Origin of the sequence: Streptomyces sp. NPDC006393, assembly GCF_040628575.1 — a bacterium.
In the GTDB taxonomy this organism is placed as follows: Bacteria; Actinomycetota; Actinomycetes; order Streptomycetales; family Streptomycetaceae; genus Streptomyces.
Genome location: NZ_JBEXZD010000145.1, coordinates 1 through 17,481 on the forward strand (window position 1 = coordinate 1; position 17,481 = coordinate 17,481).

The 17,481-nt window shown below is 72.7% G+C and carries 20 protein-coding genes and 1 pseudogene; 9 read left to right on the top strand and 12 right to left on the bottom strand.

Features of this window, described 5'->3' with window-relative positions; all coding sequences use genetic code 11:
* Nucleotides 1-120: 120 nt before the first annotated feature.
* Nucleotides 121-504, bottom strand: coding sequence for a nuclear transport factor 2 family protein (locus ABZ484_RS35320; protein ID WP_358870056.1), 384 nt, complete (start codon nt 502-504; stop codon nt 121-123).
* A 329-nt stretch (nt 505-833) separates the two neighbouring features.
* Between ABZ484_RS35320 and ABZ484_RS35325 the strand changes: the two genes are divergently transcribed.
* Nucleotides 834-1,244, top strand: coding sequence for a hypothetical protein (locus tag ABZ484_RS35325; RefSeq protein ID WP_358870057.1), 411 nt, complete (start codon nt 834-836; stop codon nt 1,242-1,244).
* Here ABZ484_RS35325 and ABZ484_RS35330 read toward each other — a convergent pair whose 3' ends face one another.
* Nucleotides 1,245-2,534: a streptophobe family protein gene (locus ABZ484_RS35330; RefSeq protein WP_358870073.1), complete on the bottom strand. Its 1,290-nt coding sequence runs from the start codon at nt 2,532-2,534 to the stop codon at nt 1,245-1,247. It lies immediately after the preceding gene.
* A 257-nt stretch (nt 2,535-2,791) separates the two neighbouring features.
* Here ABZ484_RS35330 and ABZ484_RS35335 point away from each other — a divergent pair, with 257 nt between their 5' ends.
* Nucleotides 2,792-3,247: an ATP-binding protein gene (locus ABZ484_RS35335; protein WP_358870058.1), complete on the top strand. Its 456-nt coding sequence runs from the start codon at nt 2,792-2,794 to the stop codon at nt 3,245-3,247.
* Nucleotides 3,248-3,263: 16 nt separating this feature from the next.
* On the opposite strand, the gene ABZ484_RS35340 is transcribed toward ABZ484_RS35335, so the two are convergent.
* Nucleotides 3,264-4,142, bottom strand: coding sequence for an RNA polymerase sigma factor SigF (locus ABZ484_RS35340; protein ID WP_358870059.1), 879 nt, complete (start codon nt 4,140-4,142; stop codon nt 3,264-3,266).
* 168 nt (nt 4,143-4,310) lie between these two features.
* Here ABZ484_RS35340 and ABZ484_RS35345 point away from each other — a divergent pair, with 168 nt between their 5' ends.
* Entirely contained in the window at nt 4,311-4,706 is a 396-nt protein-coding gene (locus ABZ484_RS35345) for a helix-turn-helix transcriptional regulator (RefSeq protein WP_358870060.1), read from the top strand.
* A gap of 109 nt (nt 4,707-4,815) precedes the next feature.
* Here ABZ484_RS35345 and ABZ484_RS35350 read toward each other — a convergent pair whose 3' ends face one another.
* Nucleotides 4,816-5,082: a hypothetical protein gene (locus tag ABZ484_RS35350; protein ID WP_358870061.1), complete on the bottom strand. Its 267-nt coding sequence runs from the start codon at nt 5,080-5,082 to the stop codon at nt 4,816-4,818.
* Between the two features lie 199 nt (nt 5,083-5,281).
* On the opposite strand from ABZ484_RS35350, the gene ABZ484_RS35355 reads away from it, so the two are divergent.
* The gene (locus ABZ484_RS35355; protein WP_358870062.1) at nt 5,282-5,770 is read left to right on the top strand and encodes a hypothetical protein; all 489 of its coding nucleotides are present in this window, start codon (nt 5,282-5,284) and stop codon (nt 5,768-5,770) included.
* 43 nt (nt 5,771-5,813) lie between these two features.
* Here the strand turns inward: ABZ484_RS35355 and ABZ484_RS35360 are convergent, their stop codons facing one another.
* The 3 genes from ABZ484_RS35360 to ABZ484_RS35370 form a co-directional block, all read right to left on the bottom strand.
* Entirely contained in the window at nt 5,814-6,419 is a 606-nt protein-coding gene (locus tag ABZ484_RS35360; RefSeq protein WP_358870063.1) for an ATP-dependent Clp protease proteolytic subunit, read from the bottom strand.
* Between the two features lies 1 nt (nt 6,420).
* Nucleotides 6,421-7,062, bottom strand: a complete 642-nt coding sequence (locus ABZ484_RS35365; protein WP_358870064.1) for an ATP-dependent Clp protease proteolytic subunit — start codon at nt 7,060-7,062, stop codon at nt 6,421-6,423.
* 142 nt (nt 7,063-7,204) lie between these two features.
* Nucleotides 7,205-8,413, bottom strand: a complete 1,209-nt coding sequence (locus ABZ484_RS35370) for an epoxide hydrolase family protein (protein WP_358870065.1) — start codon at nt 8,411-8,413, stop codon at nt 7,205-7,207.
* Nucleotides 8,414-8,556: 143 nt separating this feature from the next.
* Here ABZ484_RS35370 and ABZ484_RS35375 point away from each other — a divergent pair, with 143 nt between their 5' ends.
* The 5 genes from ABZ484_RS35375 to ABZ484_RS35395 all read left to right on the top strand — a co-directional run bounded on the left by ABZ484_RS35375 (nt 8,557) and on the right by ABZ484_RS35395 (nt 12,578).
* Nucleotides 8,557-9,039 carry a VOC family protein gene (locus ABZ484_RS35375; protein ID WP_358870066.1) on the top strand — a complete coding sequence of 161 codons (483 nt, stop codon included), beginning with the start codon at nt 8,557-8,559 and terminating at the stop codon, nt 9,037-9,039.
* Nucleotides 9,040-9,242: 203 nt separating this feature from the next.
* Nucleotides 9,243-10,040 carry a VOC family protein gene (locus ABZ484_RS35380; protein ID WP_358870067.1) on the top strand — a complete coding sequence of 266 codons (798 nt, stop codon included), beginning with the start codon at nt 9,243-9,245 and terminating at the stop codon, nt 10,038-10,040.
* Nucleotides 10,041-10,153: 113 nt separating this feature from the next.
* Nucleotides 10,154-10,891, top strand: coding sequence for a ribonuclease H (locus ABZ484_RS35385; RefSeq protein WP_358870068.1), 738 nt, complete (start codon nt 10,154-10,156; stop codon nt 10,889-10,891).
* Between the two features lie 98 nt (nt 10,892-10,989).
* The gene (locus ABZ484_RS35390) at nt 10,990-11,973 is read left to right on the top strand and encodes an aldo/keto reductase (protein WP_316744207.1); all 984 of its coding nucleotides are present in this window, start codon (nt 10,990-10,992) and stop codon (nt 11,971-11,973) included.
* 179 nt (nt 11,974-12,152) lie between these two features.
* On the top strand, nt 12,153-12,578 hold the full coding sequence (locus tag ABZ484_RS35395; RefSeq protein ID WP_358870074.1) for a DUF6328 family protein: 426 nt from the start codon (nt 12,153-12,155) through the stop codon (nt 12,576-12,578).
* A gap of 18 nt (nt 12,579-12,596) precedes the next feature.
* On the opposite strand, the gene ABZ484_RS35400 is transcribed toward ABZ484_RS35395, so the two are convergent.
* The 5 genes and pseudogenes from ABZ484_RS35400 to ABZ484_RS35420 form a co-directional block, all read right to left on the bottom strand.
* A complete protein-coding gene (locus tag ABZ484_RS35400; protein ID WP_358870069.1) occupies nt 12,597-13,568 on the bottom strand; it encodes an LLM class F420-dependent oxidoreductase in 972 nt (323 codons plus the stop codon).
* 108 nt (nt 13,569-13,676) lie between these two features.
* The gene (locus tag ABZ484_RS35405) at nt 13,677-15,275 is read right to left on the bottom strand and encodes a serine/threonine-protein kinase (RefSeq protein WP_358870070.1); all 1,599 of its coding nucleotides are present in this window, start codon (nt 15,273-15,275) and stop codon (nt 13,677-13,679) included.
* Between the two features lie 126 nt (nt 15,276-15,401).
* Complete coding sequence (locus tag ABZ484_RS35410; RefSeq protein ID WP_358870071.1) at nt 15,402-16,361, bottom strand: threonine/serine dehydratase; 960 nt, start codon at nt 16,359-16,361, stop codon at nt 15,402-15,404.
* Nucleotides 16,362-16,450: 89 nt separating this feature from the next.
* Nucleotides 16,451-17,128 (bottom strand): AIM24 family protein, encoded by a 678-nt coding sequence (locus ABZ484_RS35415; protein WP_358870072.1) that lies wholly within the window; start codon nt 17,126-17,128, stop codon nt 16,451-16,453.
* A gap of 38 nt (nt 17,129-17,166) precedes the next feature.
* Nucleotides 17,167-17,481, bottom strand: a pseudogene (locus tag ABZ484_RS35420) (peptidase M15); the annotation flags it as partial.

A 17,481-nucleotide genomic window follows, 5' to 3' on the forward strand; every position in this document is an offset into this window, starting at 1 on the left:
GTCAACGGCGACCAGATCAACTACGACTTCAAGGCTGACGAAAAGGCTTCCCCCGCCACGGTGTACCGGTGGGCGGCCGCCTCGCCGTTTCGCCCGTCCCCTCGTGCGGGCGGCACGTCCTCAGGCGCCGGCCGGCACCCGGTCCAGGAAGCCGAGCACGGTACGGATACGGTCCTCGGTGTCCAGGGTGATCACGTCGAAACCGGCGACCGGGGCGGAACCGTCCACCTCGCTCACCAGCTCCCAGGCGAAGCGGGCGGTGTCGTGGTGACCGTCCACGGTGCCGCTGAGCTTGAAGACGAACCCGGGGAACTGCTGCTGCGCCGCGGTGATCAGGCCCGTGATCTGCTCGTGGCCGCCGACGTCGGCGAGCGGGTCGGTGTAGGTGCCGTCGGGGGCCCAGGCGGCCGCCACCGCCTTGCCGAGGGCCTCCGCGCCCTTCGCGTTCCAGGCCTCCAGGTAGCGGGCGGCGGCGCTCTCGTAACGGTCGGTCTGTGCGGACATGGGGAATCAGCCTCCATCGAGGGCGTCGGTACGGGGTACTGGTCGGAACCCGGATCTCCGTGGTCGGCGACCCGATGCGACAACCATGCCCGGGACGCGGGGGAGGGCGCGATTACCGCCGGGGTAATGGTCCGCGTACCGCCGCGGTGACGTTCCGCGCTGTTTCGGCCACAGCGCGCGCTGAATATGCCAGGAGACTGGCCGGAATGTCGTGGTGACTCTGTTTCAGGAGTGAACATACTCGAAGGCCAGGGACGCATCACCGCACAGGAGCCGCATCGGGGAACGAGGCACGACCAGCAGGCGGACGCCGCCACGGGGGAGGAGCTGTGCACGACGAATTCCTGTGCCATGTCACCGCGTACGGCGTGTGCGACGGCCGTCGTATCGGCGTACCGCTCGGCACCTACCGGGCACCCACCCTGGCCCTGGCCCTGTGGTGGCTGCGCGACCGCGCCTCCTGGATCGCCGACCGGCTCGACCCCGGACCCGAGACCCCGTACGTGCCCGCGGGCGCGCTCGTGCCGGTGCCGGAGGACGTGCCCGACGTGCCCGGCGTCCTGCGGGCCTGGTGCGCCGACCCGGTCCGCCAGGAGCTGGTGGCCGACGAGCTGGCCGGCGGACGGCTGGTGCGGATCGCCGCGGGTGACGACACCACCGAGTACGAACTCCTCGCGGAGTCCGTGGACGCCCTCCGCATGCAGCGGACCATCCCGGCGCTGCTCCTGCCGATGGTCTGACTACACGTGCGGCGCGCCGCTGTGGTCGGCGGGGCCGCGCGGCGGCGGTGCGGGCTGTCCCTCGGCGGGACGGGGCACGGGGCGGGTCGGGAGGGCGCCCAGGAAGCCGGTGACCAGCCCCCACAGCGCGGCGAGGCCCAGGGCGCCCCACAGCCGGGGCCGCAGCAGCATCTCCCCGGACAGGCCGCCGCCCACGTCCCCGATGCCGAGCAGCGACAGCCCGTAGTGGGCGGAGATCCGGCCCGCGAGGCAGACCGTCAGCACCGTCAGCACCAGTCCGGCCGCCATCCGCAGCGCGTGCTGCCACGGCAGCACCGGGGCGGGGGTACGGACCGCCGCGAGGTAGGCGGCGCCGAGCACCAGCACCGCGTCGACGACGACCAGCCACCACACCCGGCCGTCGTGCTCGGCCAGCGAACCCAGGTCGAGCGTGGACACGTCCGGGGTGCGCAGCACCTCGTCGAGCAGATGCGGCACCGGCAGTCCGAAGGGGCCGTCCACCCGGCCGTTCCAGGCTGCACCCAGACCGATGGTGAAGGCGAGCCAGGTCAGGTTCGGCAGCCCGAGCAGGATCAGCGCGAAGGTCTGCGCCGGATGGCCGCGCGTCCCCGCCGTCACCAGCGCGACGACCAGCCCCACGGCCACGCACGCGAGCAGCAGGGCGACCATGGCGCAGGCCACCGGACGGGCCGACGCGCGAAGCCGGGCCGCCCGCGCCGGCAGCGGGACCTCGCGGGCCACGAGCAGCGCCGACGCCAGCACGCCCAGCAGCCAGAGCAGGCCGAAACCGACGGTGAGGGGCACGTGGGTGGTGAAGCCGACCTCGGGCTGGGCACCGAAGAGTTCGCCGATGGCGCCGAGCACTCCGTTGCCGAGGTCGACGGCGAAGGTCTGGCGGGCGGCGAACGCCAGGCCGACCAGCGCCGCCAGCCACAGCACGGCGATCCGGGCGGCCCACCAGCCCACCTCCCGCGCCCGCACCGGGCCCCGCGCGCCTGCCGTGTCCCGTTCCCCTGCCGCCTCCCGCGTCCCCGTCGTCCGTGGCCGCCGCAGCGGGCGGAGGAAGCCGGCGCCGACGACGAGCGCGCCGACGAGGGTGACCGACAGCGGCATCACCGTGACCCCGGCGTGCGTCTCGGCCAGCGTGCCCGCGTTGCCCGAGAGTTCCATGCTGCCCCCGACCGCCGTGACCACGGTCGCCGCGACGACCCGTGGGAAGGCGTTGTCGGGCAGGTCCGCGGCCCCGGCCGCCCACAGGCCCAGCGCGGCGACCACGCACATGGCGAGCATCCCGGCGAGCACCGTGGCGAGGGCCTGCGCCCAGCCGTGGCGGGACCGGCCGTGACGGGCGGCCGGTGGAGCGGAGGGGCTCGGTCGGCTCACGCTGTCACGCTAAGCAGTACGGGGGCGGTACGCCCGTCGGGAGGTCCGTCCGCGACCGCCTGCGCGCCCGCGGGCGCCGCCCGGCGGGGACTGCCGCGCGGCGCCGTGGGTATCAGGACAGGTGCAGCAGGGTCCGGTCGGACCGGCCTTCGAGAGAGAAACGCATGATCGAGCAGTCGGACGGGGCAGCGATACCCGCTGGATTCGACGTACCCGTGGACCCGCTCCGGCGGGCCACCCACTACACCGGTGAACCCGGATGCATCGCCGACGCGCGTTCCTTCGCGGCGCACTTCCTCGACCAGCTCAGGACCGAGTGGTGCGCCGTGATCGGCCGCCGCTCCGGCGAGGCCCTGCTCCTGGTGGTGAGCGAGCTGGTCACCAACGCCGACCGGCACAGCGACGGGCCCTACATCCTGGAGCTGGAGGGGACGGACGCCGCGGTGAGCGTGTGCGTCTACGACAGCAGCGCCGCGCTGCCGCTGCGCTTCCCCCGCGACCCCGAGCGCATCGGCCGGCACGGCCTGGAGATCGTGCACGCGCTGGCGGCCGAGGTGACCGCGGAACGCGTCCCGGTCGGCAAGCGGGTACGGGCCCTGGTCCACCTCGGATCCGACTGAGCCCGCGCCGGGGAGTTCAGGCGCACTCGCCCAGCATGCCCTCCCGCAGCTGCGTGAGGATGCGCTTGATCAGCCGGGAGACATGCATCTGCGAGCAGCCCAGACGTTCGCCGATCTCCGCCTGGGTGGCCTCCTCCACGAACCGCAGATGGATGATCTGCCGGTCCCTCTCGCCGAGTTCGGCCACCAGCGGCGCCAGCGAGTGGAAGTCCTCGACGAGCCTGATCCCGTCCTCCTCCACGCCGAGGAAGTCGGCGAGCACCGCTTCGCCCTCCTCGGAACCGTCACCGGTGAGCGCCGCGTCCAGCGAGGCCGAGTGGTAGCCGTTGGACGCGATCTGGCCCTCGACCACTTCCTTCTCGGTGAGGTTCATCAGCGTCGCGAGCTCGGCGACGGTCGGCTCGCGGTCCAGGCGGCTGCACAGCTCCTCGCGTGCCTTGGCCAGCTCCACGCGCAGCTCCTGGAGCCGCCGCGGCACGTGCACCGACCAGGTCGTGTCCCGGAAGAAACGCTTGATCTCGCCGACGATGTAGGGCAGCGCGAACGACGTGAACTCCACCTCGCGCGACAGCTCGAACCGGTCGATGGCCTTGATCAGGCCGATCATCCCGGTCTGGACGACGTCCTCCATCTCGTCGCCGCGGCCCCGGAACCGGCCGGCCGCGAAACGCACCAGCGACATGTTCATCTCGATGAGGGCGTTCCGTGCGTACTGGTGTTCCTGCGTGCCCTCTTCGAGCTCGGTCAGGCGGCGGAAGAAGAGGCGGGACAGCTCGCGTGCGTCGCGGGGTGCCACGGACCGGGGATCCGCGACCGCCGGGAGCGGTGTGCCGTCCGTCCGGTTCTCCCGGGTCTCCTCGACCGCTGCCTCGGACCGGATCACGACGGTGTCCATTGCCCCTCCCACGAAAAGTCACGGTTCGGTGAAGGCCGGGTACCCAGGACGGCGCGACCCATGCGCCCGCGCCGCTTTCGTCCCTGTCCGTGCCTTGTGCGCCGGCGATTCACCCAGGGCGGAATGCCGTCCCCTTCCACGGGCGTCCATGACTCATAGTCTGAAGTGGTGAGCAACCAAGCGCCGAACCCAGCCCGCGTCATCCCGCTGCGCCCGCCGGCCGCACCACCGGCGAACACCCGTCAGGCGACGGCTCCTCGCGAACCCCTGTGGCGCGACCTCGTCGGCGACGTGCTCCGCCGTGAGCGGCTCGCCCAGGAGCGCACGCTCAAGGACGTCGCCGACGCGGCGCGCATCTCCATGCCGTATCTCTCGGAGATCGAGCGCGGCCGCAAGGAGGCCTCCTCGGAGGTCCTCGCGGCCGCGGCCCAGGCCCTCGGCCTCGGCCTGGCCGACCTGTTGTCACTGGCCCAGGGCGAACTGCTCCGCCTCACCAGCCGCACCGCGACGCACAGCCGTCGAACGTCCACCTCCCGCGTCGACGGACTGTGCCTGGCCGCCTGACGACCTGGTGACCGGAGCCCGCCGGCCACCGGTCACCTGACGTCTCATCAGCCGGAACCGGCTGGTCGTCGAGGGGCATGCCCTTCTCCGGGGCGCCGCCCCGCGGATGTCACCGTCCGAGGTACCGGCTGACCAGGTCGTGGAGCCGGCCGATCCACGCGTCGCGCAGGTCCGCGCGCCGGGCGTCGAGCTCGCAGGGACAGGACATGCCGTCGTGCAGCCGGACGGTGACGGTGAAGCGTCCTCGTCGGGCGGGCGGGCGGATGACCGCGGAGATCTCCGACCAGGCGAAGTCCGCCTCGACCGTGTCCACTTGAAGGGTGACTCCGGCTTCGCCGAGCCTGCGCTCGACGGCGTACCCCCCGACGTGACGCATGCGAACGCTCCGGAGTCACGTACTGTCGGTGCCAGACGATCACCCGGGGGGACGGATGGCCGGACACCGGCCCGCAGGTCCGGCAGTCGGACCAGCGCTCGACAGGCTCCGGCCCGCGAGCCGCCCGTGGCCGTGGTTCATCGCCACGGGCAGCCTCGCGCTCACCGGCTGCGCGAGCTGGAGCGACCTTCTGCTCGTCGTGGCGGGACACATCGTTCCGGGCTGGGTGGTGACGGCCGTACTGCTCGCCGCGTCCCTGCTCCTCCTGCTGGTGCTGGGCCGACTCCATCGAAGTCGCCGCAGTCCCCCGCCGCCGAAGCGCGCACGTCTCCGCCTCGTACACCGCCTCCTCGCCACCGTGGCCGCACTCGGCACGGCCTGGGGTGCCTGCTCCGACCTCGCCCTCGGAGCGAGGTACTACACACTCCGTCCAGCGGTCGCAGGATGCGAGGTGATAGTCCGCGAGACGTCGTGGCTGATGATCGGCGGAGGCGAGGCCTACACCGTGGGCCGTACCGGTATCGCCTGGGGAGCGTCGGGATCATGGACGGTCGACGACGGTTACCGGCCCGTCGCCGACGGAAACCACCTGCTGGAGTGGGGCCGCACCGACGGCAGCCTCACCGTCGGCGGCACCGCCACCGACCCCGTCCTCGACGGAGGAGTCATCGGCATCGACTGCTCCTGACCGTCGCTCAGCGAGGGCGGGGTGCGGCCGGTGGGGCCTTCTCTCAGGGCACCGGGGTCAGGCGTCGGCTCAGTACCTCGTCGGCCAGGCCGTAGGCCACCGCCTCCTGGGCGGTGAAGACCTTCTCGCGGTCCATGTCGGCGCGCAGGGCCTCGGGGGCGTGTCCGGTGTGTCGGGACAGCACCTCCTCGACCTGGGAGCGGATCCGGACCATCTCCTTGGCCTGGAGTGTGAGATCGGAGACCGTGCCCTGGCGGCCGCCGCTGGCCGGCTGCCCCAGCAGCACCCGCGCGTGCTCCAGCACGAACCGCCGCCCGGGGTCCCCGCCGGCCAGCAGCACCGCCGCCGTGGAGGCCGCCTGCCCCACGCAGAACGTGGAGATCGGCGACTGCACGAACGTCATCGCGTCGTAGATGGCCATGAGCGAAGTGAACGAGCCGCCCGGCGAGTTGAGGTAGAGCGAGATCTCGTGCTCCGGGTTCGCCGACTCCAGATGGAGGAGTTGCGCGATGACGACGTTGGCGACGCCGTCGTCGATCTCGGTGCCGAGAAAGATGATCCGCTCGTTCAGCAGCCGGCTGAACACGTCGTAGGACCGCTCGCCCTGCGCGGTCCGCTCGATCACGTACGGAACCGTGTACGACCCCATGTCACAACCCCATCCGTCGGCGCGACGAGGCCGGGCGGACGTCGGCCAGCGACTCCACCACCCGGTCCACCATCCCGTACTCCCTGGCCTGCTCGGCGGTGAACCAGCGGTCCCGGTCGCCGTCCCGTGCGATCGTCTCCTCGCTCTGACCGGTGTGCTCGGCGGTGAGCCGCTCGATGGTCCGCTTGGTGTGCTCCAGGTTCTCCGCCTGGATCTCGATGTCCGCGGTGGTGCCGCCGATCCCGGCCGACGGCTGGTGCATCATGATCCGCGCGTGCGGCAGCGCGAACCGCTTGCCCCGGGTCCCCACGGTCAGCAGGAACTGGCCCATGCTCGCCGCGAACCCCATCGCCAGCGTCGAGACGTCGTTCGGGATGAGCCGCATCGTGTCGTAGATGGCCAGACCCGCGGTGACGGATCCGCCGGGGCTGTTGATGTACAGGCTGATGTCGGTGCGCGGGTCCTCGGCCGACAGCAGCAGCAACTGCGCGCACACCCGGTTGGCCGACACCTCGTCGACCTGGGTGCCCAGGAACACGATCCGCTGGGCGAGCAGCTGGGCCGCAAGATGGTCGTCGAAGCGGCTGGGCGGTGTGTCGCCCTCCTCCGCGCGTGGCTGCGACGCGGTGGTCAGTGGAGTCATCGGGTCTCCTCCTCGTGGCGTGAATGCCGTCGACTCCACTCTCGGCCGCGCGGAGGCGGCCGATGCCGATTCTCTGCCCGTGGCAGATTCGCCACCGGCAGAGCGGCCCCGGGACCCCCCGAGGCGGCCCCGGGCCGCGGGCTCAGCCCTTCGCCCGCAGCTGGCGGAAGAACGCCCGTACGTCCGCGACCAGCAGATCGGGCTCCTCCATCGCCGCGAAGTGCCCGCCCCGGTCGAACTCGGTCCACCGCACCAGGTTCTCCGTGCGCTCGGCCTTGTGCCGCAGCGGCACCTGGATCTCGGCCGGGAAGACGGCGAGCGCGGTCGGCGCGGTCGACCTCTCCGCCGGTGCGGCCGCCCGGCCCGAGCCGGCATGCGCCCGCTCGTAGTAGATCCGGGCGGCGGAACCGGCGGTTCCGGTCAGCCAGTACAGCATCACGTCGGTGAGCAGCAGGTCCCGGTCGACGGCCTCCTCGGGCAGCTCCTCGGAGTCGGTCCACTCGTGGAACTTCTCCACGATCCAGGCGAGTTGACCGACGGGGGAGTCGGTGAGCGCGTACGCCAGGGTCTGCGGGCGGGTCGCGTTCAGGATCGCGTACCCCGCGCCCTCCCGCTGCCACGCCTCCCAGCGCCGCCACGAGGTCAGCGTGCGCGCCCGCTCCTCGGGGCCGAGCGCGGCGAGCTCCGCGTCGGTCGGCTCGGTGGTCTGCTGCGCGCCCGGCAGCAGGTTGAGGTGGACGCCGATCACCCGGTCGGGGTGGGCGCGGCCCAGCTCCCGGGAGATCGCCGCGCCCCAGTCGCCGCCCTGGGCGCCGAACCGCTCGTAGCCGAGCCGCCGCATCAGCTCGGCCCACGCGTCGGCGACCCGGCCCGCCTCCCAGCCCCGGTCGGCCGTCGGGCCGGACAGTCCGAAGCCCGGGATGCTCGGTACCACGACGTGGAACGCGTCGGCGGGATCGCCGCCGTGCGCGGCCGGGTCGGTGAGCGGCCCCACGACGTCGAGGAACTCGACGATCGACCCCGGCCAGCCGTGGGTGATGATCAGCGGGGTGGCGTCGGGCTCGGGGGAGCGGATGTGCGCGAAGTGGACGTTCGCGCCGTCGACGGTGGTCGTGAACTGGGGCCACTCGTTCAGCCGCGCCTCGGCCGCCCGCCAGTCGTAGTCGTGCCGCCAGTGCCGTACGAGGTCGCGCAGGTAGTCGACGGGCACGCCGTGGTCCCATCCGGCGCCGGGCGGCTGGTCCGGCAGGCGGGCACGGTCGAGGCGGTCGTGCAGGTCGTCGAGGTCGCTCTGCGGGATCGCGAGCCGGAAGGGACGGATGCCGTCGGTGGGCGGCGGTGGCGTCGTCATGGCGGGGATGCTAGTTCGCGGCGGCCGAGGGGCCATCCGGATTTCCCCGCGTCTTCCTTCGCGTCGGTTTCCGTGCGGGCGATGAGTTCCGGCGCCCCGACCGGTCGATACAGATGACCGTGTCCCACACCCAGGAGGAACCCGTGGCCACCGAAGGATTCACCACCTGTCTCTGGTTCGACGGCCAGGCCGAGGAGGCCGCCGAGTACTACGTCTCCGTCTTCAAGAACTCCAGCATCGGGCGGATCGCCCGCTACACCGAGGCGGGGCCGGGGCCGGCCGGCTCCGTGATCACCGCCGAGTTCACGGCCAACGGCCAGAGGTTCGTCGCGCTGAACGGCGGCCCGGAGTTCAGGTTCAGCGAGGCGATCTCCTTCCAGATCTTCTGCGCCGACCAGGAGGAGGTCGACCACTACTGGGCCCGGCTCACGGAGAACGGCGGAGAGCCCGGCCCCTGCGGCTGGGTCAAGGACAAGTACGGCGTGTCCTGGCAGGTCATCCCGGACGGGCTCATCGAGATGGTCTCGGACCCCGACCCGGAGAAGGCGGCCCGCGCCACCCGGGCGATGCTCGCGATGGGCAAGCTCGACATCGCCGCCGTGAGGAAGGCCCACGCGGGCGAGTAGCGGGCGGCCGTGCGGCCGGCCCACCCGACCGGGGGAGTGGGCCGGCCACCCGGGCGTCGGACGTCCGGCCGGCGGACGCCCGCGACGGCGGACGCCCGCGACGGCAGCGGCGGCGCCGGTCTCGGCGCGCGACCCGCCCGCCGGGTGGCTAGCGTGAGGAACGGGGCCATCACCGAGTCAGCGAACGGGAGAGGATCCCGGCCATGGCGGTACGACCTGAGGGAACCCCCTGCTGGGCCGACGCGATGTTCACCGACCTCGAGGCGGCCAAGAGCTTCTACGGCGAGGTCCTCGGCTGGACCTTCGGCGAGTCGTCCTCGGAGTACGGCCACTACACGCAGGCCTACGCGGACGGCAAGGCGGTGGCCGCCGTGGTGCCGCCGATGCCCGGCCAGGAGGGCCAGTCGCAGTGGTGCCTGTACCTTGCCTCGCCCGACGCGGCCGCCACGGCCCGAAGGATCGGCGAGCAGGGCGGCGAGGTCCTGATGGAGCCGATGCGGGTCGGCGACTTCGGCACCATGTGCCTGGCCCGCGAGCCCAGCGGTGCCGTGTTCGGCGTGTGGCAGGCCGGCGCCCACGAGGGTTTCGAGGCGACCGGGGTGCCGGGCGCCTACTGCTGGGCCGAGGTCGTCACCCGCGAGCCCGAGCGGACGGACCCCTTCCTCACCTCGGTCTTCGGGTACACGGCGAAGCAGCTCGAGGACGACGCGATCGACTTCCGCGAGTACCACGTCGGCGGCGAAGCGGTGCTCGGCCGGATGAGGATGACGGACGACTTCCCGCCCGAGGTGCCGTCGTACGTCAACGTGTACTTCATGGTCCCCGACTGCGACACCGCGGTGGCGGCCGCCACCGAGCACGGCGGCGTCCTGCGCTTCGGCCCGATGGACAGCCCCTTCGGCCGGTTCGCGTCCCTCACCGACCCCCAGGGCGCGCACTTCACCGTGATCGACGCCGCTACGACCCAGGGAGAGAAACCTCAGTCCAAGGAGATCCCGTAGGCGCATGACCCGGCCCATGACCCGGCCCTGGACCGCTCCTGCCACAGGGGCGGATCCCGGGTGCCGCCTCGGGGGGCTCTCGGGCGTTGCGTGGGGCTGTGGGTGGGCGTGGCATGATCTGGGGCATGCGTGAACGAGTGGTGGCCGCGTGCGATGGGGCCTCGAAGGGGAATCCGGGACCCGCGGGCTGGGCATGGGTGGTCTCCGAGGACGCCGAGACCGCGGCCCGCTGGGAGGCGGGCCCCCTCGGCACCGCGACCAACAACGTCGCCGAGCTGACCGCGCTGGAGCGGCTGCTCACGGCGACCGACCCGGCCGTGCCGCTCGAGGTCCGGATGGACTCGCAGTACGCGATGAAGGCCGTCACCACCTGGCTGCCCGGCTGGAAGCGCAACGGCTGGAGGACCGCCGCCGGAAAGCCGGTCGCCAACCAGGAGCTGGTCGTGCGGATCGACGAGCTGCTCGACGGCCGTACCGTCGACTTCCGTTACGTACCCGCCCACCAGGTCGACGGCGACCCGCTGAACGACTTCGCCGACCGTGCCGCCAGCCAGGCCGCGACCGCGCAGCAGCCCGCGGGCAGCGCGCTCGGCTCCCCCGAGCCGCCGGCCACGCCTGCCGCCCCGGCGTCCGCCGGGCCGCGTCGCCGCACGAACGGGACCAGGAACGGGACCAGGACGCCGCGAGCGCGCGACGGCGCCGCGGGCTCCTCCTCCCGCACGATCAAGGCGAAGTTCCCCGGCCGGTGCGTGTGCGGCAGGTCCTACGCGGCCGGAGAGTCCATCGCCAAGAACGACCAGGGCTGGGGCCACCCCGAGTGCCGCACGGCGGCCGCCGGGCAGGGCGCCTGACACCGCACTGACCGGCTTTGCCCCTGCCCGGGTGAGGGGACCGGGGCGGCAGGGTGGCCGGTGCCGCGGACGCCCGCCACCGGTGCCAGACTGATCGCATGGACGAACGTGAATTCGGCAGGTCGCAGCAGCACGCCTCGGTCATCGGACTCGGCACCTGGCAACTGGGCGCCGACTGGGGCGACGTCGACGACAAGGAGGCGCTCGCCGTGCTGGAGGCCGCCGCCGAGTCGGGCGTGACCTTCTTCGACACGGCCGACGTGTACGGCGACGGACGCAGCGAGTCGACCATCGCCACCTTCCTCGGCTCCCGGCCGGACCAGCACGTGCTGGTCGCCACCAAGATGGGCCGGCGCGTCGAGCAGATCCCGGAGAACTACGTCCTGGACAACTTCCGCGCCTGGAACGACCGTTCGCGCCGCAACCTCGGCGTCGACCGCATCGACCTGGTGCAGCTGCACTGCCCTCCGACGCCCGTGTACTCCACCGACGCCGTGTTCGACGCGCTGGACACCCTCGTCGAGGAGGAGCGGATCGCCGCGTACGGCGTCAGCGTCGAGACCTGCGCCGAGGCCCTGACCGCGATCGCCCGGCCGAACGTGGCGAGCGTGCAGATCATCCTCAACCCGTTCCGCATGAAGCCCCTGCGCGAGGTGCTCCCGGCCGCGCGCGAGGCGGGCGTCGGCATCATCGCCCGTGTGCCGCTCGCCTCCGGGCTGCTGTCGGGCAAGTACACCAAGGACACGGTGTTCCCCGCCAACGACCACCGCACCTACAACCGGCACGGCGAGGCCTTCGACCAGGGCGAGACCTTCTCCGGCGTCGACTACGCGACGGGCGTTCAGGCCGCCGCCGAGTTCGCCGCCCTCGCCCCCGAGGGATACACCCCCGCCCAGCTGGCGCTGCGCTGGATCGTCCAGCAGCCCGGCGTCACCACCGTGATCCCCGGCGCCCGTTCCCCGGAGCAGGCCCGCGCCAACGCCGCCGCGGGCAAGCTGCCCCCGCTGACCGACGAGACCCTGGCGGCTATCCGGGACCTCTACGAGCGCCGGATCAAGGACCAGGTGGAGGCTCGCTGGTGAGCCCCGCCCACGCGTAGGAGGCAGGATTCCCGCTTCCGGGGGCATCCGTGAGGACAGGGAGTCCGGGGGATCGTCCAGGAAGCAGGCCGCGGGAGGCGGGAAGCGACGTGACGGCGACGGAAGGCGGCGCGGCGAAACGCCGGGGACGGAACGAGACCGAGGAGGAGCGGGCCGACCGCATGTGGGGGGAGCTCATCCAGGAGGTGCGGGTCGCCCAGACCGGCGTCCAGATCCTCTTCGGCTTCCTGCTCACCGTGGTGTTCCAGCCCAGGTACGACACACTGACCCACACCAACCAGGTCATCTACATCGTCACCGTCCTGCTCGGCGCCTCCGCGACCGGCGCGCTCATCGGGCCGGTCTCCCTGCACCGCCTCGTCTCCGGACGCCGGGTGAAACCCCAGGCGGTGCGGTGGGCGTCCCGGATGACGTTCGTCGGACTGGTCCTGCTGCTCGCCACGATGACCGCCGCGCTGCTGCTGATCCTCAGAGTGGCGACGCACGGCGGTCTCGTGTCCTGGCTGGTCGTTCTCGTCGTCGCCTGGTACCTGCTGTGCTGGTTCGTGCTGCCCTTGTGGGCCCGGCGCCGGTACACCTCCCGGTGACGGGTGCGCGCGGTGCGCTCAGCCGAAGGCGTCGCGCAGCGCGGGCAGCAGGGTCTTCGCCGACCAGTCCAGGAACGTCTCCTGCTCATCCCCGCCGATCTGCACCAGCGCCACCTCCGTGAACCCGGCGTCGGCGTACGGGCGTACGGCCGCGACGAACGCCTCCGGGTCCTCGCCGCACGGGATCGACTCGGCGACGTCGTCCGGGGTGACGAACTGGGTGGCCGACTCGAACGAGTCCGGGTGCGGCAGCTCGGAGTTGACCTTCCAGCCGTTGCCGAACCAGCGGAACTGCGCGTGCGCGCGCTTGACCGCCGCGTCCCGGTCGGTGTCGTAGCACACCGGGAGCTGGCCCACTCGCGGCTTGCCCTCGCCGCCGTGCCGGTCGAAGGCCTGGAGCAGGCCGGCCTTCGGCTCGGTCGCGATGACCAGGTCGGCGAGGTGGCCGGCGATCCGGCAGGACTGCTCGCCGGAGACGGCGACGCCGATGGGCGGCGGGGTGTCCGGCACGTCCCACAGCCGGGCCGACTCCACGTCGAAGTGCGCGCCGTGCCGGGTGACATGGCCGCCCGCGAACAGCGCGCGGATGATCTCGACGGCCTCCTCGAGCCGTTCGTGACGTATGTCGACGGACGGCCAGCCGCCGCCGACCACATGCTCGTTGAGGTTCTCGCCCGAGCCCAGGCCCAGCCGGAACCTGCCCCGCGACAGCAACTGCACCGTCGCCGCCTTCTGCGCCACGATCGCCGGGTGGTACCGGAAGGTCGGACACGTCACGTACGTCATCAGCGGGATGCGCGAGGTGGCCTGCGCGGCGGCCCCGAGGACGCTCCACGCGTACGGTGAGTGACCCTGCGCGCGCAGCCACGGGAAGTAGTGGTCCGAGATCACCGAGAAGTCGAAGCCCACCTCCTCGGCACGCACCACATGCTCGACCAGCTCCCGCGGACCGGCCTGCTCGGTCATCATCGTGTATCCGATTTGCACCATGACGGCCGAGTCCCCGGCTCACCTGCGCGAAAACGGGCGACCGGCCGGGGCGGGCGGGGAATCAGCCGGTGCGGTCCGGACGCGTCAGCCGGTGACGGGCCGGACGCGTCAGCCGGTGGCGGGCCGGAAGCTGCCGAGGAAGACCTCGAGTGCCCGCCGGTTCGCGGCCGTGCCGTACGCGTCCGCGGGAGTCGTCCAGCGCAGCGAGAAGCCGCGCCGGCCGCCCAGGAGGACGCCTCGGCCGAAGGTGTGCGTGCGCCGCTCCGGGGACCCGGACAGCCACTCCATGTCGGCGGCCCGGCGCCCCTGGTAGGTGGTCGCGCGGATGCCGCCGATCCGCCGGTAGCCCTGCTGCCGTTCCAGGCCGGGCTCGACGTCGTCCCGCCACACCGCGACCGGGTCGGGACCGACGTCCTCACTGTGCGTGACCGCGAGGGTCCGGGTGTCGCCGGACGCCCCGAAGACCACGCGGTACGCCCGGTCGGGCGCGCGGGTGGTGCTCAGCCGCTGCCATCCGGTGGGCAGGGCGACCGAGAAGCCCTCGGGGGCGCGGTAGACGTGGAAGCCGGACGGCAGGCCGGCCGCCGTGGCCGACGGGGACGTGGTGGCGGTCGGCGGCGTGGAGCCCTCGGCCGGGCCGCCGGACGCGGTGGCGGTCGACGGCCCGGACGCGGTGGCGGTCGGCGGCCCCGAGGCGGCTGTCGAGCCTCCGCCCCCGGCGCCGGGAAGGTGGTGGGTGACGGCCAGCACGGCGACGGCGACGGTGACGACGGCGAGGGCGGTACCGGTGACCACGGCCCGGCCGCCCCAGGCCCGGCCCGCCCGCCGGGCCACCGCGTACGCGCCGCGCAGCCGGGGCCGGGGGACCTCCGCCACGACGGTGTCCGGGTCCTCGTTCAGGACCCGGGTGAGCGCCTCACGGACCACGGGACGGGTCAGCCGCTCACGGGAGTCCTTGCGCAGCAGCCCCTGCACGGCCCGGGTGAGCGGCCCGGCCCGCAGCGGGGTGCGCAGCGGCAGTCGGTCCACGCCCCTCAGCGTGGCCTCGGGCCGGCCCCGGTCGCGGTACGGCGGGCGCCCCTCGACCATGCTGTACAGCAGCGCGCCGAGCGCCCACAGGTCGGCGGCCGGACCGATGCGCTCGTCACGCGCCTGCTCCGGGGAGGCGTACGACGGTGCGGTGATCCGCGGGGCCAGGGTGGCGCCCGCGAGACCGAAACCCGTCACCACGACCCCGCCCCGGTCCCGCACGAACACCTGCCCGGGGCCGAGTTCCCCATGGGTGAAGCCCTCCGCGTGCGCGGCCTCCAGTACGTCGAGGACCTCCAGGCCGATCCGGGCCGCCCGCACGTAGGTGAACGAACCCTGTTCCGCGAGCAGTTCACCCAGGGCCGTGCCGTCGATCCACTCGGTGACCGTCCACAGCGCGCCGGACCGCGCGAAGGCGTCGACGACCGTGGGGACCCGGCCCGGCCGCAGCAGCACCATCCTCTCGGAGGTGCGCAGCACGCGGGCGGTGATACGGCGGGCGGTCTCCGCGTCGGTGCCCTCGGGCAGCCCGATCCGCGTCAGCAGCCGGGGGCGCTCCGCGGTGACGTCCTCGCCGTACCAGCAGACGTGACCGGCTCCGCGGTGGACGACCTGAAGGAGCCGGTACCGTCCGGCGACCAACTCGTGTGCGGACGGCTGTGCCTCGGCCATGGTCATCCCTCGTCGAACCCCCGGCTCTCACCTTTCCCAGTGGTACGCGGGCCGGGACGGGGTCCGTTCAAAGGGACCACGACCTCACACGATTCCTGTCCTTCGGTCAAATTCTCCCGGCCCGGCGGGAGTTCACCGCAGCCCGAACCGGTCCGCCCAGGACACGATGTCGGCCGTGGTCGCGTTGCCCCCGCAGACCACCAGGCCGAACCGCGCGCCGTCGCCGACCCGCTCCCGCACCAGCCGGGCCGCCGGCAGCAGACAGCCCGCGGCGGGCTCGGTCCACACCTTGGCGTGCTCGGCGAGGTCGAGACACCCCTGGACGGCGTCCCGGTCCGGGACCACGAGCACCTCCTCCACCAGGGCGGAGACATGGTCGTACGTCAGCTGCGACACCGCCGGGGCGCTCAGCGTGGTGCTGATCGAGGACACCGTCACCGGCACGGGACCGCCCGCCTTCAGCGCCGCCGACATGGACTCGGCCCCCTCGGTCTCCACGCCCCAGACCCGCACCCCGGGACGCAGCGCGCGCAGCGCGACGGCGATGCCCGCGATCAGTCCGCCGCCTCCGACGCTGACGAGCACGTCGGTGAGCTCGTCGGCGTCCTGGGCCAGCTCCAGGCCGACGGTGCCCTGCCCGGCGACCACCACCGGGTCGTCGAAGGGGTGGACGAGGGTGAGTCCCTCGTCGCGCAGCCGCGTCGCCGTCGCGAACGCCTCCGCCATGCCGTCGGTGAGCCGCACCGACGCCCCGGCCGCCTCCGCGAGCTCGACGGACCGGGCGGGCGCCGTCCTGGGCATGACCACGGTGGCCTTCACCTCGAGGGCGGCGGCCATCACCGCCAGCGCGATGCCGTGGTTGCCGCCGCTGACCGCGACCACGCCCGCGGCACGTTCCGCCTCGCTGAGCGCCAGCAGCTTCGCCGTCGCGCCGCGTGCCTTGAACGAGCCGGTGCGCTGCAACAGCTCCAGCTTCGCGGTCACCGGGACGCCGAGCAGCTCGGACAGGCCGGGGCTCGGCACGGTGGGGGTACGCACGACGTGTCCGGCGATCCGCTCGGCCGCGGTTTCGATCTGCGAGATGCCGATCAAGGCAGTTCACCCTTCCGGCGCGGGGTGACGGTCCGCACCGTATCGACCCTCACCCGGCGGGGCGCCGCAGGTCAACACGTTTCGGCAGCTCAGTGCTGCTGCGGTTTCTGCGGCGTGGCCTCGCTCGGCCGGACGACGACGTACCCCTGGCCCTGGAGCATCAGCTGTACGGCCTCGCCGGAGCCGCCGCGCAGCATCGAGCCGATGGACTGCGAGCGGTGCAGGGACGTCTGGAGGTGGGCGGTCCAGCCGACGACGGCGTCCGTGTCGACGTACACCGGCTGCTCGGGCGTGACGGGTATGACGAGCGGACTGCCCTCGCACACCAGGCCCAGCCTGCCCTGCCCGCTGAACACGCTGTTGAACAGCCCGCCGCCCGCGATGCCGGATCCCTTCACCGTCTGGATCCGGTACGAGAGCGAGGCGTCGAAACAGAGCACGTTGCGGCCGTTGACGGTGAACTCGTCACCCGGGTCGACCTCGACGATGAAGCAGTTCTGGGCCTCGTGCGCGAACCAGGCCTCGCCCTGCCCGCGCACCGCCATCAGCGGCAGCCCCTCTCCGGTGACCGCGCGCTTGAGCATGCCGCCCACGCCCTGCCCCTTGCGTTCGAACTGGAGACCGCCCCGGTAGGCCACCATCGAGCCCTGCCGGGCGAGCATCTCGCCGTTCACCGTGTACCGGATGCACTTGGCGTTCTCGACGGACATGCCCGGCGCGGTCGCGGGGCCCACCATGTGCTCACTGGAAAAGAGATCACCCTTCATCCGGGCATCTTGCCCCGGAGGGGAGGGTTCCGCCAAGATCACCCTGCCGTGCCCGGCGCCTTCGCGCGCTTGCCGCAGAAGGCCGGCTCCAGCGTGCCCAGCATGGTCCGGTACACCGCGTCGTTGTTGGAGGTGTTGGCGAGCGCGGTGAGGCTGCGCAGACCGTCCTTGCTGGTGAACGCGTAGGTGTAGTAGCCCTGGACGGTGCCGGTGTGCCCGTACACCGAGATCCCGCAGGACAGGTCGCGGCGGCGCAGTCCAAGCCCGTAGCCCTGGCCGGTGCCGGCGGGGACCCACCGCTCCATCTCCTCCAACTGCCTGGTGGGCAGCAGCGCTCCGCCCAGCAGCGCCGA

Coding starts and splice junctions, on each gene's coding strand:
- ABZ484_RS35320 (WP_358870056.1), bottom strand. CDS start 504: ATGTCCGCACAGACCGACCGTTACGAGAGCGCCGCCGCCCGCTACCTG.
- ABZ484_RS35330 (WP_358870073.1), bottom strand. CDS start 2,534: ATGCTCGCCATGTGCGTGGTCGCCGCGCTGGGCCTGTGGGCGGCCGGG.
- ABZ484_RS35335 (WP_358870058.1), top strand. CDS start 2,792: ATGATCGAGCAGTCGGACGGGGCAGCGATACCCGCTGGATTCGACGTA.
- ABZ484_RS35340 (WP_358870059.1), bottom strand. CDS start 4,142: ATGGACACCGTCGTGATCCGGTCCGAGGCAGCGGTCGAGGAGACCCGG.
- ABZ484_RS35350 (WP_358870061.1), bottom strand. CDS start 5,082: ATGCGTCACGTCGGGGGGTACGCCGTCGAGCGCAGGCTCGGCGAAGCC.
- ABZ484_RS35360 (WP_358870063.1), bottom strand. CDS start 6,419: ATGGGGTCGTACACGGTTCCGTACGTGATCGAGCGGACCGCGCAGGGC.
- ABZ484_RS35365 (WP_358870064.1), bottom strand. CDS start 7,062: ATGACTCCACTGACCACCGCGTCGCAGCCACGCGCGGAGGAGGGCGAC.
- ABZ484_RS35370 (WP_358870065.1), bottom strand. CDS start 8,413: ATGACGACGCCACCGCCGCCCACCGACGGCATCCGTCCCTTCCGGCTC.
- ABZ484_RS35380 (WP_358870067.1), top strand. CDS start 9,243: ATGGCGGTACGACCTGAGGGAACCCCCTGCTGGGCCGACGCGATGTTC.
- ABZ484_RS35385 (WP_358870068.1), top strand. CDS start 10,154: ATGATCTGGGGCATGCGTGAACGAGTGGTGGCCGCGTGCGATGGGGCC.
- ABZ484_RS35390 (WP_316744207.1), top strand. CDS start 10,990: ATGGACGAACGTGAATTCGGCAGGTCGCAGCAGCACGCCTCGGTCATC.
- ABZ484_RS35395 (WP_358870074.1), top strand. CDS start 12,153: ATGTGGGGGGAGCTCATCCAGGAGGTGCGGGTCGCCCAGACCGGCGTC.
- ABZ484_RS35400 (WP_358870069.1), bottom strand. CDS start 13,568: ATGGTGCAAATCGGATACACGATGATGACCGAGCAGGCCGGTCCGCGG.
- ABZ484_RS35405 (WP_358870070.1), bottom strand. CDS start 15,275: ATGACCATGGCCGAGGCACAGCCGTCCGCACACGAGTTGGTCGCCGGA.
- ABZ484_RS35415 (WP_358870072.1), bottom strand. CDS start 17,128: ATGAAGGGTGATCTCTTTTCCAGTGAGCACATGGTGGGCCCCGCGACC.